A 17,881-nucleotide genomic window follows, 5' to 3' on the forward strand; every position below is an offset into this window, starting at 1 on the left:
TTTACTCAAATCAACGGAGTTATTCTATAAGTGATCGGGCTACATCATCGCATGAATTGATACGAACAAAACCCAGAATTTCTCACTCAACTGTTATGACACTATGAAAAGTGAATATTGTTTAAGCTATTTCAATTGAAGTTTAACTTAAAAAATCAGCCATAACACCTGTTCTTGATGACGGCTGGTTTTTTTATTGAGCTGTAAAGGTTGAAGTAAAACTTCGTGCTTCACGGCGGGCATCCGGATCGGAAGGCATTGGATAAGGAGCAGCAGCACGTACTGCAGCTTCTACACTGGCTTTCATGTCCGGGTCACTCGAATTCACGATGACAGAAACCACAGAACCATTATCGCTTAGGGTGACACGAGCAGTCGCTTTCTGACCTGAAGAACCTACTGGCGTATCCCAGGCACGTTTGATTTTATTTTCAAAATCACGTTTTGCGGTGGATGCAATCCGTTTCGATTCCGCTTTTTTCTGTGCCGCTTCTTCAGCAGCCTGTTTGGCAGCGGATGCTTTGGCCTCTGCATCTGCCTTGGCTCGCGCATCGGCATCCGCTTTAGCTTTGGCTTCTGCATCTGCCTTACGTTTAGCGTCTGCGTCGGCTTTAGCTTTTGCAGCGGTATCCGATTTGGCCTTCGCATCAGTCTCTGCCTTACGTTTGGCATCCGCGTCAGCTTTGGCTTTAGCTGCTGCATCGGCTTTGGCTTTCGCATCAGCGTCCGCTTTGCGTTTCGCCTCTGCATCATTTTTAGCCTTAGCTGCCGCGTCAGCTTTGACTTTTGCCGCTGCATCGGCTTTAGCTTTAGCGGCTGCATCCGCTTTGGCTTTTGCATCAGCATCTGCTTTACGTTTCGCTGCTGCATCATTATTGGCTTTTGCTGCAGCATCGGCCTTACGTTTGGCCTCAGCCTCTGCTTTGGCTTTCGATGCAGCCTCTGCTTTTTGCTTGGCAGCTAAATCGGCTTTTTTCTGTGCTTCCAGTTTGGCTTTTTGTGCAGCATCGGCTTTGCGCTGTGCATCCAGTTCAGCTTGGCGTGCAGCTTCGGCTTCCGCCTTGGATTTTTGCGCTGCCTCTGCTTTAGCTTTGGCTGCTGCCTGTTCAGCGGCTTGGGCACGTTTTGCTGCTTCAGCTGCTTGCTGCGCAGCCTTGGCTTGTGCTGCCTCTGCCGCTTTCAGTTCCTGCTGGGCTTTTTGTGTATCGACTTTTGGCGCAGGTGGAGTCACAGGTACAGCAGGGGCTGCAGTTGGAATGACAGGAGCGGGTTCTATACTGGGTTCTGCCGTTTGAGTGATTTCTTCTGCAACATTGTTATGGACAGTCTCCTCAAATTCAGTTTCTTCACGAGTGACCGGCTTGAGGTCCTCTGGCTTGATCAGAACAGTTTTAATCTGTTTCGGTGGTTCAGGGGGTTTACTCATCCCTAGAAAAAGCAGGCCCACCAAAGCCACTGCATGGATGCCGAGCGTAAATCCAATCGCAATTGCTTTTTTTTGAAAGGGAGGTTTCTGATAATTTTTCATACTTTATTCTAGGGGTTTGGTCAGTAAACCGACCTGAGAAAGGCCAGCATCTTGCAGGCTCGACATCAAGGCCATGACCTCACCATAAGGACGGGTATTATGGCCATTGATCACGACATTCAGCACCTTGTTTTCATTTTGTGCCTGGGTTTGTGCATCAACAAGCGTACGGGTTAATTCTTCCAGTGTGACCGGACCAGTCGCCTGATTTTTATATTCTAGATAATATGAACCATCTTCTTTGAGTGTGACAATTGTCGGCGCATCCTTGGATTCGATCGGCAAACCGTTGGCCTGAGGCAAATCGACCTTGATGCCGCTGGTAATCATCGGGGCCGTGACCATAAAGATCACCAGAAGTACCAACATGACATCGATATACGGCACCACATTCATGTCACTTTTCAGTGGCTTTTTAATACGCTGAAAGCGTCCTGAACCTTGAATCGCCATTAGTCTTTGTCCTGAGTTACGCCCACAGACTGACGTTGCAATAGCGCTACCATTTCTTCGGCAAACAGCGCACGGTCAGAGTAGACCGTTTCACCTTTGGCCGTAAAATGGTTGAAAGCCAATACCGCTGGAATAGCTGCGAACAGACCGATCGCTGTTGCAATTAGTGCTTCGGCAATACCGGGTGCGACTGTGGCTAGCGTTACCTGATCGACATCTGCCAGGCCAATAAAGGCATTCATAATGCCCCAGACTGTACCGAACAGACCGACATAAGGCGCGACCGAACCAATACTCGCCAATGCGCCCAGACCTTGTTCCAGATGACCTTGGTCACGGCTTAAACCGACACGCAGAATACGTTCTGTTCCTTCAATCGACTGGGCAGTTGGCGCATGGCGTTTTTTCAGTTTCAGGAATTCGCCCAGACCCTGATAGAAAATATCTTCAAGGCCGGTACGTTTAGAATTAAGTTGTGCATTGTTATACAGAGTATTCAGTTCAGCACCAGACCAGAAGATTTTCTGGAAATGTTCATCATCGGTCTGGGCTTTTTTATAACTCATGTAGAGCCTGGCAATCAGATACCAGCTATATATTGAGGCTAACAGCAGAGAAAGCATCACCAGTTGTACGACAGGGCTTGCTTGTAAAATAAGATCTGAAACTTGAAGAGATGATTCTAACTGAGTCGCCATAGTTGTTACGTGTGCCAATAAATTTTTTTAGTCTTGTTCCAATTCTTTTTGAATTAGTTCGCGGATTTCATCCGGGAGTCGACGTGGTCGCATCTCTGCACTGATACATGCCAACTCAACCTCACCTGATGCAAGCATGATTTCACCACGATAAATATTTTGTTGCAATACAAATGATGAAGCTTTACATGAAATAACACGTGCTGTAACAGTAATTAAGTCATCCATCAGGATCGGACGCATATATTTAACATTAATTTTATGCACCACAAAGTTGTAGTCTGTCTGATGCCAGTAATGGCTCACTCCAGCGGCACGTAACCATTCGGTACGGGTACGTTCCATATAGCGAATATGATTGGCGTGATAGACAATGCCACCCGCATCAGTATCTTCAATATAAACGCGGATATTGAATTCAAAGTGATTCGCCATAGTTTTGTTCCATGCAGATTTTCGAAATTTTTGCTTGTTTTTTTAGATGCAGGAGGAGGCTTAGAATTTGCCGGATTCCTGCCAAAAGTCAAGCAATTTAGCGGCTCAAAGTTTAGCATTGTGAGTTTTGAGACCAATGGCACAAGATGTCAAATCTGGATGAAAGTGGGTAAGTTAGGGTAGAGCGCAATTAACAGCTCATTTATGAAACAGCAGCAGATACTAAAATGCGCGAGTCTATTGAGCCGCGCATTTTTTGTAGCAGAGGATTAACTTTTATCTTTCTGTTTCCAGTTGGCCTGAACCTGCTCGGCCACTTTTGGATAGTCCAGAATAAAACGGATATGGCTTTCGACACCGGTTTTCAAGGTCGCATCATCGACAATGAAATTCGGGTTGTGGTTCGGTGCGGCTTTTGCCTGATCCTGATCTGCTGGCGTGGCACCGACAAATACGAAGAGCGATGGCATAAGCTGGCCATAGTAAGCAAAGTCTTCACTGGCGCTGGCATTGTTATCTAAAACATGCAATTTATCTTCACCATGCACGCTCGCCAATGTCGGGCGCATTAATTCAGTCAAGGTTTTATCATTGGTGGTTACCGGTGCATAAGGTGCAATTTCGACTTTCACCTTGACGTCATTGGCAGCGGCATTGTGTTCCAGCATTTTTGGCAAGTCTTTTAAAATGCCCTGACGCACATCTTCACTATTGGAACGGATGGTACCGACCATATTGACCTGATCTGGAATGACGTTACCGGTGGTGCCACCCTGAATACTACCGATACTCACCACCCCCATCCCTTTGGTCAGGTCAGCTTTACGGCTGATCAGACTTTGTAAATTGGTCACCATCTGGGCAGAAGCGTAAATCGGGTCTTTACCTGCCCAAGGCATGGAACCATGTACCTGACTGCCATTGACCTGAATACGTAGATGATCGGCACTATTCAAAATCGCACCATCTTTGTAGAAGATATTGCCACTTGGCATGCCTGCCATTACATGCATCCCGAAAATCACTTCAGGTTTTGGACTGTTCAAGGCACCATCGGCAATCATTTTGCGGGAACCAATCTGATCGCCATGAGTAAAGTTATCAATATCTGCACCACCTTCTTCAGCCGGCTGGAATACAAACACCACTGTACCCGCAATTTTATCTTTATTGGCGGCCAGCACTTTGGCTGCACCCAATAACATGGCGGTATGCGCGTCATGGCCACAGGCATGCATCACATAAGATTCTTTGCCTTGATAAATCGCTTTTTGTTTACTGGCGAAAGGCACGGGTGCAGTTTCTTTAATTGGTAAGGCATCCATATCTGCACGTAAGGCTATCACAGGGCCGGGTTTTGCACCTTTTAATACACCGATTACACCGGTTTTGGCATAGCCTTTACGTACTTCAATACCGTAGGATTTTAATTCTTTTTGGACCAGTTCCGAGGTTTTGAATTCCATGTTGCCCAGTTCAGGATGCTGGTGGATATGCTGGCGTAATTTGATGGTGTGTGCTTCAGCAGCTTGTACAGCATCATCAATCCAGTCGGCCAGGCTGAACTGGCTACAGAAAAGAAGAGGGAGACAAAAGGAGATCTGCTTATACATGTTCATACTTCGGGAGAACCTTAAGAATTTTAAACGGTTAAAGTGATTCTTTAGGATGGCATACTGATCTAAATTCAAGCAAAACCCTCTAAGTATTTTTTGATACTTTAAAGGTATTCTGGATGTTAATAGCTGTTCTCAAAGAGCTTTATTTGCTCTTTTACATTGTAAAGATATGTATCCAAATTGATTTTTTATATTTATAAGGTATGAGACTAATAAAAATAACCACATGAAAAATGATTAGGAAAAAGAAAAAATGATTCCATTTATATCTATAGCCTGGATGAAGTGAAGATTTTTTAACGTCTTAAAATAATTTTGGCATTTAGATTGCATTCACTCTTCCGTAATATTTTTTATGACGGAAATTGAACACATGTTAAAACCTTTGGCTTTATCTCTGGCAGTGGCTTCAAGCTTAAGTTTTATTTCGACAAGCATATGGGCTGAAGACTTTAAAATACTAAAACAGCTGGAAAATAAACCGACATTACTCAAAAGTGGTGAATATAAAGGTCATTATTATGTGCCGAGTACCTTGAATACGATTACGTGGGGTTATCTGCCAAATAAAGATGCAAAACCTGTTTTAACTGTCCCTTCAGGTAGCACAGTTACTTTCGATACAGTTTCACATGAAGGGCTGCTAGAGGATCAGGGCCGTAATGCAGAGAAATATTTCACCTCAAAAGGTGTCAAGCCTGAGCATGTATTGGACGAAGCCAAGCTGATCACGAATTCCAAGTTAAAACATGATTTCCATAAAGATGGACCACACATTATTACCGGGCCTGTCTATGTAGAAGGGGCAATGCCGGGCGATATTCTAAAGGTAGAGATTCTAAAAGTTGAACCGCGTGTGCCTTATGGCGTGATTTCAAACCGTCATGGCAAAGGAACCTTACCCGAATTTCCGAAACGTCAGAAACATGAGCATGCATCTCCAGCCAATCCTGAGGCTTATGGCAACGTGTCCATTTTTACCCCAATTGAGAAAAATGCTGATGGCGTATGGGAAGGCGTTTTAAAAACTGAATCTGGCAAAGCGATACGTTTCCCGCTGAATCCGTTTATGGGCACGATGGGCGTTGCACCAAATACCAGTGAGCCTGTGCACTCTGTGCCGCCATCATTTTATGGCGGGAATATCGACATTAATGAATTAGGAGCAGGGGCTACGGCTTATTATCCTGTACAAGTGCCAGGTGCTTTATTCTATACAGGCGATAGTCACTTTGTACAAGGCGATGGCGAGGTGGCTTTAACTGCCTTGGAAGGATCGGCGCGTGCGACTTTAAAATTCACTTTGCTTAAATCTGGAAAAGACAAAATTCCGGGTGCAGAGATTAAACAGCCTCTGGCTGAAAATGCTGAATTCTGGATCACACCGGGTCTGGATGAAGATTTGGACGAAGCTATGCGTAAATCCACCCGTGAAGCGATTCGTTTTCTGGTCAATGAATATGGCATTTCTGAAGAAATTGCCTATGCCTACTTAAGTGCAGCGACTGATTTTGAAGTGTCTCAAGTGGTCGATCGAACCAAGGGTATTCATGCGATGATTCGTAAAGCGGACTTTAAGGAGTTTAAGGAAGACACAAAATAAGTCTAAATAAAACTTAGAAAAAATAGAGTTGTGCTTTTGCCAACTGATTTAGACATGGTCAGTTGGCTTTTTCTTTTGTAATGATTTGAAAATGTTTAGAATGCGAGGGGTAAATAGTCGATTTAAAACAAGAAGGGTCAATTGTGGCAGTAGAAGAAAAACAAGCAGTCATTTTAGAACAGCCTAAAGATCAGAAAGTATATTTAGATTTACAACATTCGACAGATTGGGTTGTTGCAGCTTCAGTTTTTGTATCGGGTTTAATCAGTCTGTTTGGTTTTATAGTGACGGTTTATGTGGTGAGAAAATCTACAGAAAGTCAAATTAAATCTACTGGGGATTTAATAGAAAGCCAAAGAGATCATTTGGAAAAAGAGTTAGCATTTAAAAATAAACAACTTATAACTCAAAATATTATTCAGTATGCTTCCAAATTTATTAGTGGGCAAACTAATCTCATTATAAAGATAAGGGACTTTGGCGTGTTTTATGGATATGCTGATCAGAAAGACAAGTTAGATAGAGCTTCGCATGTAGGCCAGTTATATCAAGAATTAAGAGGTATCTCAAACCAAGTATTACAAGACTATCATGTCTTAGAATTATTTTTACTGAGTAAAGGTAGAGCTATACCAAATCTAGAAGTGAAAAATAGATTATTTTTTAACTTCTTGTGGAGATATTTGGAGCTTTTATTAGATCAAGTTGGGTCAGAGACAATGTTGAAAAATCAAGATACAACAATAGTAGAAGTGTTAGAACACAGCGAGTTTAAAAATATAGGCCTAGAGCTTAAGAAGGCTTTGGGCGAAGATAACCTTACAATCTACTTAATTTTAAATGAACTTAATAGACAGATGAGTAAGATGATTAAAACTGAAATAAAAAAAGCAGCCTAAGCTGCTTTTTATTTATTTATCTTTAGGCTCAGGCGGCGTCATCCCAAACTGCAAATACGCCATATTGGTGGCAATACGACCACGCGCGGTTCGCATCACATAACCTTGCTGAATCAGATATGGCTCAATGACATCTTCAAGCGTGCCTGAATCTTCCGCCATGGCAGCAGCCAAGGCTTCAACACCGGCAGGACCGCCATTAAAACGCTCAAGCAACATCGACAAGTAACGACGATCGAGTGTGTCTAAACCATCTTTATCGACTTTGAGCATATCTAAAGCACGTTGGGCCATATCCTGATTGATTTCCCCCGTTCCTTTGACCTGAGCGTAATCACGAACTCGACGTAACAATCGGTTAGCAATACGCGGTGTACCTCGTGAGCGACGGGCAATTTCCTTTGCGCCATCTCCAGTCATCGGTACATCCATCAAGTTGGCTGAACGTTTGACAATATGGGTTAAATCTTCAACCGAATAAAACTCTAAACGTTGTACGATTCCGAAACGGTCACGCAGTGGAGAGGTGAGTAGACCAGCACGTGTAGTTGCAGCTACCAAGGTAAATGGCGGTAAATCCAGTTTAATCGAACGGGCTGCAGGGCCTTCACCAATCATGATATCGAGTTGATAATCTTCCATCGCCGGATACAGGATTTCTTCAATCACGGGTGAAAGACGGTGAATCTCGTCAATAAACAGGACATCGCCTTCTTCCAGATTCGTTAGCATGGCTGCTAAATCACCGGCACGTTCTAGTACCGGGCCAGAGGTTGACTTGAGATTGCCCCCCATTTCACGGGCAATAATATTGGCCAATGTCGTTTTACCCAAACCTGGCGGGCCAAAAATCAAGGTGTGATCGAGGGCTTCTTCACGGCCACGGGCTGCACCAATGAAAATCTCCATCTGCTCACGGACCACTGGTTGACCGATGTAGTCATCGAGGGATGTCGGGCGGATGGCACGATCAAAATGATCTTCGGGTTTTTCAGAACCACTGATAAGACGGTCTTGCATATCTATTAACTTAATCTCTTTATCGAAGCTGTTTGATGCTGCGGAAACAGCCTCAAATAATGATTTGTGTTTAGCTGCCATTGAGTCGGCATGCTCTTACTTTTGACTGGGCAAAAGTAACAAAACCCATTTGTTAAACTGATGCTACGTCCTGATCGCACAGTTTAGAAGGCGACATCCATGTCGCTAGGCAGATTCTGATACTGGCATAAATTCTATATCCAGTATCTGTGCTATTACTTATTCATCGACTTTAATGCAGCGCGGATAATATCGCTGGCTTCAGTAAATTCACCTTTGGCAGCATTCACCAGTTTTTGTGCTTCAGCAGGTTTATAGCCCAACGACTGTAATGCTGCTTCCGCTTCAGCCACGGCTGAATTACTCATAAACTGAATTTGTGGTGCAGTTGAATTACTTGGTGCAGCACCTGAAGCCATGGCTTTAAAGCGGTCACGTAATTCAATCATCAGGCGTTCTGCAGTCTTTTTACCCACCCCCGGAACCTTGACCAGAGTATTGATATCTTCATGTTCAACGGTGTGGATCAGCATTTCCACACTTAAAGTGGAAAGGATACCAAGCGCCATTTTCGGACCAACGCCGTTCACCTTTAATAAGGTACGGAAAATGGTTTTTTCTTGCGCATTGATAAAGCCATAAAGTAACTGGGCATCTTCACGAACAGCCAGATGGGTCCACAGGGTAATTTTCTGGCCTTTTTGCAACTGACAGAAAGTGGTTAAAGGGGTGTCAATCTCATAACCTACGCCGTTCACATTTAATAAAACAGTCGGTGCTTCCAGCGCCAGCACTTCCCCAATCAGGCATCCAATCATTTTTTATATACTCAAATTTAATACAGGCATAGTAGTCAGCATTTTTGATAAAGGCAAAACTCTATCAGTTAAAAGCAGTGATTTTGCTGAGATTTTCATCAGGCGCTCGTTCGCATTAGAGTAACCCGGCTTTATTGCCATGCAGTTCCTGCGCCAGATTATAAGCCTGATGATCCGAGAACTTGGAGACAATATCTAGCACCTGCATAATGTTGTCATAATGATCAGCGCTAAACTGCGCACCCGAGCGTTTTAAAATAGCCATTAAACGCTGCTCTTTAAAGCTTAAAGTTTTGTGCGGCGTGGTCAGTGGAATAAAGGCATCCAGAATCGTTTGCAGACTTTGATGCGCGATAATTTCCAGACCGGCTTTTTGCGGATGTTCGAAGATCTTGTCTCGCGCCAGTTCTTTGGCCCGGTTAATGCCAATCTCAATGTCGGCACTACAATAACCCAGCAATGAGCCTTGCAATTGGCCCATCAGAATTTCCTGCTGATGTCGGGCAAAGGCTGTGGTGACTTCATCTACCAGACGTTTCATGACCCGACCACGTAAGGCGGCAATTTTTTGTTGCCAGGTGGTATTAGGCAGATTGATTTCTTCAGGTGTGCCATATTCTCCCAGCAAGTTCAGGAAAACTGGCTCGACTTCGGTGTAACTGAGCATATTCAGGCTAATACCATCTTCCAGATCAATCAGGGCATAGCAGATATCATCCGCAGCTTCTAGAAGATAGGTCAGCGGATGACGACAATAATGATATTCACCAAGCTGGATTAATCCTAGCTGTTCAGCAATTTCCTGCAAAATCTCTTTTTCAGACTGGTAACAACCAAATTTAGGACGTCGGCTGGCAGGGGTGTTGCCAGTCGGGTCAATCGCCTCAGAGAGCCACGGATATTTAAGATAGGCACCGAGCGTGGCATAGGTCAGGCGCATGCCGCCATCATAAGGATGGTAATCGATCTTGGTCAGCAGGCGCAGGCCTTGGGCATTGCCTTCAAACTGGCGTACATCGGCTTCCTGTTCAGGACTCAAATCTTTTAAAAAGTCGGTATGAGATGCATCGTCAAACCATTCCCGAATGGCGTATTCACCGGCATGCCCAAAAGGTGGATTACCGATATCATGTGCCAGACAGGCGGCCTGAATGATGGCACCGACATCAGCCGGAGAAATCCAGGCAGGTAAATTATCTTTGATTTTCTCTGCAGCCAGCATACCGAGTGAACGGCCAATACAGGAGACTTCTAGCGAATGGGTCAAACGGGTATGAATACCATCATGCTGGGTCAGTGGATGGACTTGGGTTTTGCGGTTTAATTGCCGGAAGCTTTGCGAAAAAATAATACGGTCATAATCTTTATGAAACGGGCTGCGTGCCAGTTCAGTGCTCTGCTTTTTACTACCAATCCGAACTGTCGAAAGCAGTTCTAACCAACGCATTTGAGTCATTTATCATTATTCAGTGATCCACTATTTGCATCATGCCAAAAAACTGGTTCGGGCACTAGGGCAGTGCGACATGAATTGTCATGCTGCATATGGTTATTTTAGCCAGCTGTAAAAGACTGAGAATTAAAAATTGAAACTATCAAATGAACAATAAAAAAGCAGGCTATTAAACCTGCTTTTTATACGGTAAAGAATCAGATTAGCTCTTTACCATTCTTCTTGGCCTGTTGTGTGTCTTTATAGACATTCAGGCAAATCGTGAACAGGACCAGGCTTGCCACCAATGGCCAAAAAAGTACATATAGGGTCAATAATTGACTTGTCATCTGAACTCTCCTTATTTACTTTTCTCAGATAGCTGGTGAAATTCAATCACCATCTTATTGATTTGTTTAAAATCAAATCGTTCTTTACTGTAGACCAGCGTCAACACAGTACATACCAGCGCACTACTGCCATACGCTGTCAGTGAGCTTAACAAGGTGCCGTATTCACGCAGAAAACCGATGGTCCATGGCATGAAGCCAATACTGGCCAATATGCCAACGACCAGACCCACTTTCTTGCCAAAGAAACCAAAGGTCATCAGACCCAGCACTACACCAATCCCTAGGGTCGCAACGAGTTCAAAGCCAAGTGCGATCATTCCCTGAATCGGAAGCCATTCAAAACGTACAATCAGAAAGCTGAAAAATGCGAGGCCCACTGACCAGTTAAAGGCCCGGGCATTCACCTTGTCCCAATACAGGCTGACAATCACAGGGAATACAATAGAGCCCCAAAGCGCACCCACAAAAATCAGCATCGATAAAATGTCAAACTTCAAGGTGGCAATCAAAATTCCAAGCATGGTGGCAACGATCATGGTCATACGGCCAATAAATAGCATTTTCTTTGGATCAGGGCGGTTTTTCGCAATCTGTTTGCCATAAATGTCCGTCATGACAATCGCAGACAGAGCAGACAGATCCGAGTCAGCGGTAGAAGACAGGGCTCCAATCACCATGATGAATAACAGCGCGACCATAAATGGCGAAAGATAAGTCGCTGCCATTTGTGGAATCAGGTTATTCAGGTTGCCATCAATGGGTTGAATACCTGCAAATAGTGCCAGTAATCCAAGCATGCCTAGACCAATGACAATTGCAGCATAACCAATGGTTGCAGTGATAAAACTCGGTTTGATCAGGTCTTCACGGACTGCAAACAGGCGCTGGGCAATGGTCTGATTACCAATCGCATAGGCCAATACGGCAACAAAAAATGGTGCGCCTTGTTCCAAAAAGGCTGTTTTAGAGAAAAAATCCAGCTGTTCCGGTTGCAGGTGATGAATTCCGCTTTGAAACAGGGATGGCCCACCTAAGGTAAAGAATAAGGTTGGAATAATAATCACAGCCGCGACAATCATTGCCACCAGTTGACCAAAATCGGTAAAGACTGAGGAACGGAACCCCGACCAGAGGGTATAGGACAGTACACCGATACCAGTAATCAGCACGCCATGGATAAAGCTTAAAGGAGATAAAATTTCAACCAGTGCCCCGGCAGCGGTAAAGTTCACCATCAGGCTGATCACGCTACCCACAATATTGGAACCTGCCAGAATCATCTGACTTTGATTGCCATGCCGGGCATGCATGATTTCTGCCAAAGTATGTGCATTAGGTGCCAGTTCACGAAAGCGCTTGCCAAAGGGATAGATAAATAAAATCATCAGCGCACCCCACAAACCATAGTGGAGGGCACCAGACACGCCGTATGTATATCCGGATGAAGCTGCTGCATAAAACGAGGCAGCCCAGATCCAGGTGGCGGTCATACTGGCAGCAGACATTCCAAATCCGATGGAGCCATTCGAAACCATGTAGCCATCGACATTTTCATTTTTCTGTTTAATGCGTAACGATAGTAGAAAGGTGATGCCATAGAAAAGCACCATCAATAGTACAGTTGCTGTACTAGTGAACTGAAACATACATACTCCTTAAGCGGGTCACCTTTTGTTTTTGAAAGTTAAATCATTGGTGACAGATTAAGGCTCTAAAATAGACAGAGCAGTGAAGCTATAGAACATCAAAAAGTGAGTGTCCGAATATAGAATTTATATTCATCTCTACAGCAGAAAGGAAAAACCATTGCCAGGCCCGGAATTTGGACGTTTTCTCAGCAATGGAGCAAGAGCCTAACATAAAATCATCAAATTTACTGATGAAGTATCTATTTTGTAAGATTTCTGGCTGATATAGAGATGTAAGCTCGTTACTCTTACCTTTGAATAAAAAAATATTTTTTTGTCATTTTTTTAGCAATTACAAATATTTATTTTAAAATTTTTGAGTTAAATAAAAACTGAGAATACGGATTAAATAAAAAAGGTAACAAAATTTTATTATTAATCATTTCTTCATTATTTTTTTAGATAGTCCTCATAATTACTGGTAAATTTTTTCATAAATACGAGTGGTGTTTTGCTATTTATATTGTGCTTTTTACGCATAATAGAACTAATGAATAAGTGATGAAATTTCAAAATATTGGATATGATGGGGTAATTTTATCGATATAATCTTTGGTCTTTTAGATCAGTAAATTTTACTTAATTATGATCTAAGAAGATAAACATCAAATATGAAAAAATAAAAGGATCAAATAAGGAATTTTATTTTTATTCTTTTAGAAGATGAGAATAGATGTTCGGTTTTTGTTCTGAAGATTATATTAAATTAAAATACCACTCAGTATTAATTATTCGTTTATAGAGGGTGGTAATTTGCCTCTAGTGCCCTAATGGAGGAGATGGGCAGAGAACTGTTCCTTGTAGTGCAGAACGGCAGAAGACCTTTAACCAATTTTCTAATCTTGAGGGTGAAAGGTGAGAGTCAATCAAAATAATTAAAAACAGCGTGCAAAAATAGAACTTCATGAAAAACCTGGTTCTTAAGTATTTTATTCTGTTTTATACAGGAGTTTTGGCAAGTTATAGCCATACAATCTGAACAAGAATTTGTCATGATTGTTGTTGAAAAATAATACAATTTTTATATATAAAATTATTCTGAACTGGTTTTGATTTTTCTTTAAAAAAATGTGATAACCTGTGCGACTACATTCAATTTTCCTGACTGAAAATAAACAAAATTTTTTAAAAGTCCAGGGTATTTCAGCTATAGTTTTCTGATTTGGCATCTAGCCGATTTCCTTATTTCACAGTAGAATATGCGCTCTCTCAAGTCACATTGTGGCATGGTTGTTCAGACCATCCCGTGGAGCCAAAATCAGCATGTTTATCGTTGCCGGTGCACCCGCACATTCTTCTTTTAAGAAAACTCAACTATTATCGCGTTTGACGTCAATTAGTTCTGTTCAATCAATTGAAAGTCAATGGGTCTACCTCTTTGACCAAGCGCTCAGCGAGCAACAACAGCAATCAGCTTTACAGCTTCTCAACGATGGTCAATCTTTTGAATTGCACCAGGCTGCAAGTGATGAAATCCAGATTTTAGTCACACCGCGCGTCGGCACCATCTCTCCTTGGTCCTCTAAAGCAACGGATATTTTCAAAAACTGTAATACGCCGGTTCATCGTTTAGAACGCGGCGTTTTATTTACTTTGAAAGGCACAAAAGAGCTTTCCAAAGAGGCTCTACAGGTACTGCACGACCGTATGACTGAAAGCGTATTCAACGCGATTGAAGATGCAGCGGTATTATTTGTGGAAACGGCGCCAAAACCATTGAACTCCATTGATATTCTGGGGGAAGGTAAAGAGGCGCTGGTAAAAGCCAATAATGAATTTGGTTTCGCATTATCAATGGATGAAATTGATTACCTGACTGAAGCTTTCATCAAGCTGGGTCGTAATCCGAATGACATTGAACTGATGATGTTTGCACAAGCCAACTCTGAGCATTGCCGTCATAAAATCTTCGGTTCAGAATGGACGATTGATGGTGAAGTTCAGCCATTGTCATTGTTCCAGATGATCAAGAATACGTATAAAGAGTCACCAACAGACGTATTGTCAGCTTATAAAGACAACGCTTCAGTGATTGTGGGTTTTGATACGCAACGTTTCTATCCAACCCTGGAAAATAGTGGACAACACGTTTATAAGTACAAGAGTCAGGCTGCACATATCCTGATGAAGGTAGAGACGCATAATCACCCGACTGCGATTGCACCATTTGCCGGTGCTGCGACAGGTTCAGGCGGTGAAATCCGTGATGAAGGCGCAACTGGTCGGGGTGGTAAACCAAAAGCAGGTTTAACAGGTTTCACTGTTTCTAACCTGAATATTCCAGGCTTTGAACAGCCTTGGGAAGAAAACTACGGCAAACCATCTCGTATGGCATCTCCACTTCAAATTATGATTGAAGGCCCATTGGGTGGTGCAGCGTTTAACAACGAATTTGGTCGTCCTGCATTAAACGGTTACTTCCGTACCTTTGAACAAAACGTCAATGGCGATGTTAAAGGTTTCCATAAGCCAATCATGATTGCCGGTGGTTACGGGAATATCCGTCCGGATCACGTTGAAAAAGATCCGATTCAGCCGGGCGATTTATTGATCGTTCTTGGTGGTCCAGCCATGCTTATTGGTTTAGGCGGTGGTGCAGCGTCTTCTGTAGACAGCGGTAAATTGGGCGAGAACCTGGACTTTGCTTCGGTACAACGTGAAAATCCGGAAATGGAACGCCGTTGCCAAGAAGTGATTGATACCTGCTGGCGCATGGAAGATCACAACCCAATCGTGTCGGTGCATGATGTAGGCGCGGGTGGTATTTCCAATGCCATGCCTGAACTGGTGAATGACCACGAGCTTGGTGCAGTGCTGGATCTGCGTAAGATTCCATCGCTTGAGCCAGGTATGTCTCCAATGGAAATCTGGTCAAACGAAGCGCAAGAACGTTATGTTTTGGCGATTCGTCCATCTTCTTTAGAATTATTTGAATCGATCTGTGCGCGTGAACGTTGTCCGTTTGCAGTACTGGGTGAAGCGACTGAAGCACGTCATTTAACCGTTGAAGATCCATTGTTCGGCAACAAGCCGGTGGATATGCCAATGCAGGTGATGCTTGGTGGTACGCCACGTATGAGTCGTTCATATGAAACGATTGAACGCAAAGGCGATGACTTTGACGCGGCTAAAGTCACTGATCTGAAAGATGCAATCTACCGTGTTATCAAGAATCCAACTGTTGCTTCTAAATCGTTCCTGATCACCATTGGTGACCGTTCAATTACCGGTATGGTTGCGCGTGACCAGATGGTTGGTCGCTGGCAGGTTCCTGTCGCGGATGCTGCTGTGACTACAACAAGCTTGGTGGGTTACACCGGTGAAGCAATGGCAATGGGTGAACGTCCACCAGTAGCCTTGTTGAATCCTGCTGCGTCTGCACGTTTATCAGTTGCTGAATCGATCTCGAACATCATGTCTGCGAAGATTGAAAAAATCAGCGATATCAAACTGTCTGCAAACTGGATGGCGGCTGCCGGTCAACAAGGTGAAGACCAGGCATTATTCGAAGGCGTAAAAGCTATCGGTATGGAAATGTGTCCGGCTCTGGGTATTGCAATTCCGGTGGGTAAAGACTCATTGTCTATGCGTACCACCTGGAATGACGAAGGTGAAGACAAATCTGTTACTTCTCCAATGTCAGGCGTAATCACCGCATTTGCACCAGTGACTGATGTGCGCAAGACATTGACGCCTGAAATGAAAGATATTGAATCTGTACTGGTTCGTATTGATCTGTCTAAAGGTCAGTTCCGTTTAGGTGGTTCGATTCTGGCGCAGGTATACAAAGCGATTGGTTCGGTTACGCCTGATGTTGATAGCTTTGATGACTTCAAAACATTCTTCACATTGATTCAAGAATGGAACAACCGTGGCTTGATCAAGGCGTACCATGACATCGGTGATGGTGGCTTATTGGCAACTGTTGCAGAAATGATGTTCGCTTCACGTCTTGGTGTCGCACTTGAAGAGCAATCGGTTGCAAGCCTGTTCGCTGAAGAAATTGGTGCAGTGCTGCAAATCTCGAAAGCAGATTGGGAGGTATTACAGGCTGAAGTTGCAGCATCTACGCTTAAAGATGCAATTACAGTGGTGGGTACTGTCAACAATACAGATACTTTAACTGTAAATGGCTTGAGCTTAGATCGTGCTGATCTACAAGTGGCCTGGACTGAAGTATCACATCAAATCCAGCGCCTGCGTGACAACGTGGAAACGGCGGATCAGGAATTTGCGTTAATTACTGATAAAGCACACCAAGGTATTATTGCTCAACCGACATTTGACCTGAACGAACCTGTTGAAGCGCCTTTCATTAACTTGCGTCGTCCAAATATGGCAATTCTGCGTGAGCAGGGTGTCAATGGTCATGTAGAAATGGCTGCAGCATTTGATAAAGTCGGCTTCAATACGGTTGACGTACATATGAGTGACTTGCTGGCAGGTCGTATCAGCCTGGATGATTTTGAAGGCTTGGTAACTTGTGGTGGTTTCTCGTATGGTGACGTGCTGGGTGCAGGCGGCGGCTGGGCAAAATCAGTCTTATTCAATGCCAAGTTACGTGACCAGTTTGAGAAATTCTTTAACCGTCAGGAAACTTTCTCATTAGGTATCTGTAATGGTTGCCAGATGTTGTCCCAATTGGCTCCACTGATTCCGGGTGCTGAACACTGGCCTCGTTTCTACCGTAATAAGTCAGAAGTATTTGAAGCACGTGCAGTGAACGTACGTGTAGAAAAATCGAATTCTGTCTTGTTGCAAGATATGCAGGGTTCGATTCTACCGATCGCTGTGGCGCATGGTGAAGGTCGTGCGGTTGCAACTGCGGAAAACTTTGCTGCACTGAATGCATCGAATCAGGTCGTTTTACGTTATGTCGATAGCCATGGCAATGCAACTGAACAGTATCCATTGAACCCGAACGGTTCACCAGAAGGTATTACTGGTGTAACGTCGCAGGATGGTCGTGCAACGATTATGATGCCACATCCGGAACGTAACTTCCGAGCGATTCAGCATTCTTGGAAACCGGAAGACTGGGATCAGGATGGTGCCTGGTTACGTATGTTCCGTAATGCACGTAAGTTTATTGGTTAATCCATTTTAAATTTCAAGAAAGGGTCGCAAAAGCGGCCCTTTTTATTGGAATATCCGCTTTCAGAGAAAGCTGAATGATTTATTAATTATTCTACTGAATATATATAGATAGGTTACAAATTAACCATAAGACTATCAAAAATCATAAATATAAAAAGGCATGAGAAGAGTAAGCTATTTGTTAAAACTCGAAAAATTAAAAACCCTGAGGGTCCAC

Annotated in this window: 13 protein-coding genes; 3 read left to right on the plus strand and 10 right to left on the minus strand. The window is 43.5% G+C overall.

Annotated elements, in window-relative coordinates; all coding sequences use genetic code 11:
• Positions 1–193: 193 nt before the first annotated feature.
• The 5 genes from tolA to VXP95_RS06175 form a co-directional block, all read right to left on the minus strand.
• Positions 194–1,528: a cell envelope integrity protein TolA gene (gene tolA, locus VXP95_RS06155; protein WP_416711679.1), complete on the minus strand. Its 1,335-nt coding sequence runs from the start codon at positions 1,526–1,528 to the stop codon at positions 194–196.
• Positions 1,529–1,531: 3 nt separating this feature from the next.
• On the minus strand, positions 1,532–1,981 hold the full coding sequence (gene tolR, locus VXP95_RS06160) for a protein TolR (RefSeq protein WP_064096250.1): 450 nt from the start codon (positions 1,979–1,981) through the stop codon (positions 1,532–1,534).
• A complete protein-coding gene (gene tolQ / locus VXP95_RS06165) occupies positions 1,981–2,679 on the minus strand; it encodes a protein TolQ (protein ID WP_416680819.1) in 699 nt (232 codons plus the stop codon). Before tolQ ends, tolR begins: the two co-directional genes overlap by 1 nt.
• A 27-nt stretch (positions 2,680–2,706) precedes the next feature.
• The gene (ybgC, locus tag VXP95_RS06170) at positions 2,707–3,114 is read right to left on the minus strand and encodes a tol-pal system-associated acyl-CoA thioesterase (protein ID WP_004645668.1); all 408 of its coding nucleotides are present in this window, start codon (positions 3,112–3,114) and stop codon (positions 2,707–2,709) included.
• Between the two features lie 269 nt (positions 3,115–3,383).
• On the minus strand, positions 3,384–4,733 hold the full coding sequence (locus VXP95_RS06175) for an amidohydrolase (protein WP_416711680.1): 1,350 nt from the start codon (positions 4,731–4,733) through the stop codon (positions 3,384–3,386).
• Positions 4,734–5,106: 373 nt separating this feature from the next.
• On the opposite strand from VXP95_RS06175, the gene VXP95_RS06180 reads away from it, so the two are divergent.
• Both VXP95_RS06180 and VXP95_RS06185 read left to right on the plus strand, forming a co-directional pair.
• A complete protein-coding gene (locus VXP95_RS06180; RefSeq protein ID WP_416711681.1) occupies positions 5,107–6,336 on the plus strand; it encodes an acetamidase/formamidase family protein in 1,230 nt (409 codons plus the stop codon).
• Positions 6,337–6,479: 143 nt separating this feature from the next.
• Positions 6,480–7,235, plus strand: coding sequence for a hypothetical protein (locus VXP95_RS06185; RefSeq protein WP_416711682.1), 756 nt, complete (start codon positions 6,480–6,482; stop codon positions 7,233–7,235).
• A gap of 12 nt (positions 7,236–7,247) precedes the next feature.
• On the opposite strand, the gene ruvB is transcribed toward VXP95_RS06185, so the two are convergent.
• The 5 genes from ruvB to VXP95_RS06210 all read right to left on the minus strand — a co-directional run bounded on the left by ruvB (position 7,248) and on the right by VXP95_RS06210 (position 12,525).
• Positions 7,248–8,255, minus strand: coding sequence for a Holliday junction branch migration DNA helicase RuvB (gene ruvB / locus VXP95_RS06190; protein WP_416711683.1), 1,008 nt, complete (start codon positions 8,253–8,255; stop codon positions 7,248–7,250).
• 236 nt (positions 8,256–8,491) lie between these two features.
• Positions 8,492–9,094 (minus strand): Holliday junction branch migration protein RuvA, encoded by a 603-nt coding sequence (gene ruvA, locus VXP95_RS06195; protein ID WP_064096246.1) that lies wholly within the window; start codon positions 9,092–9,094, stop codon positions 8,492–8,494.
• 115 nt (positions 9,095–9,209) lie between these two features.
• The gene (locus tag VXP95_RS06200) at positions 9,210–10,550 is read right to left on the minus strand and encodes a deoxyguanosinetriphosphate triphosphohydrolase (RefSeq protein WP_005106412.1); all 1,341 of its coding nucleotides are present in this window, start codon (positions 10,548–10,550) and stop codon (positions 9,210–9,212) included.
• A 194-nt stretch (positions 10,551–10,744) separates the two neighbouring features.
• Positions 10,745–10,876 (minus strand): putative transporter small subunit, encoded by a 132-nt coding sequence (locus tag VXP95_RS06205; protein ID WP_212839209.1) that lies wholly within the window; start codon positions 10,874–10,876, stop codon positions 10,745–10,747.
• Between the two features lie 11 nt (positions 10,877–10,887).
• On the minus strand, positions 10,888–12,525 hold the full coding sequence (locus tag VXP95_RS06210) for a sodium:solute symporter family transporter (RefSeq protein WP_416711684.1): 1,638 nt from the start codon (positions 12,523–12,525) through the stop codon (positions 10,888–10,890).
• Between the two features lie 1,305 nt (positions 12,526–13,830).
• On the opposite strand from VXP95_RS06210, the gene purL reads away from it, so the two are divergent.
• Entirely contained in the window at positions 13,831–17,664 is a 3,834-nt protein-coding gene (gene purL, locus VXP95_RS06215) for a phosphoribosylformylglycinamidine synthase (RefSeq protein ID WP_064102799.1), read from the plus strand.
• Positions 17,665–17,881: the final 217 nt, after the last annotated feature.

The sequence above is a fragment of the Acinetobacter sp. 226 genome (assembly GCF_048147925.1).
In the GTDB taxonomy this organism is placed as follows: Bacteria; Pseudomonadota; Gammaproteobacteria; order Pseudomonadales; family Moraxellaceae; genus Acinetobacter; species Acinetobacter pecorum.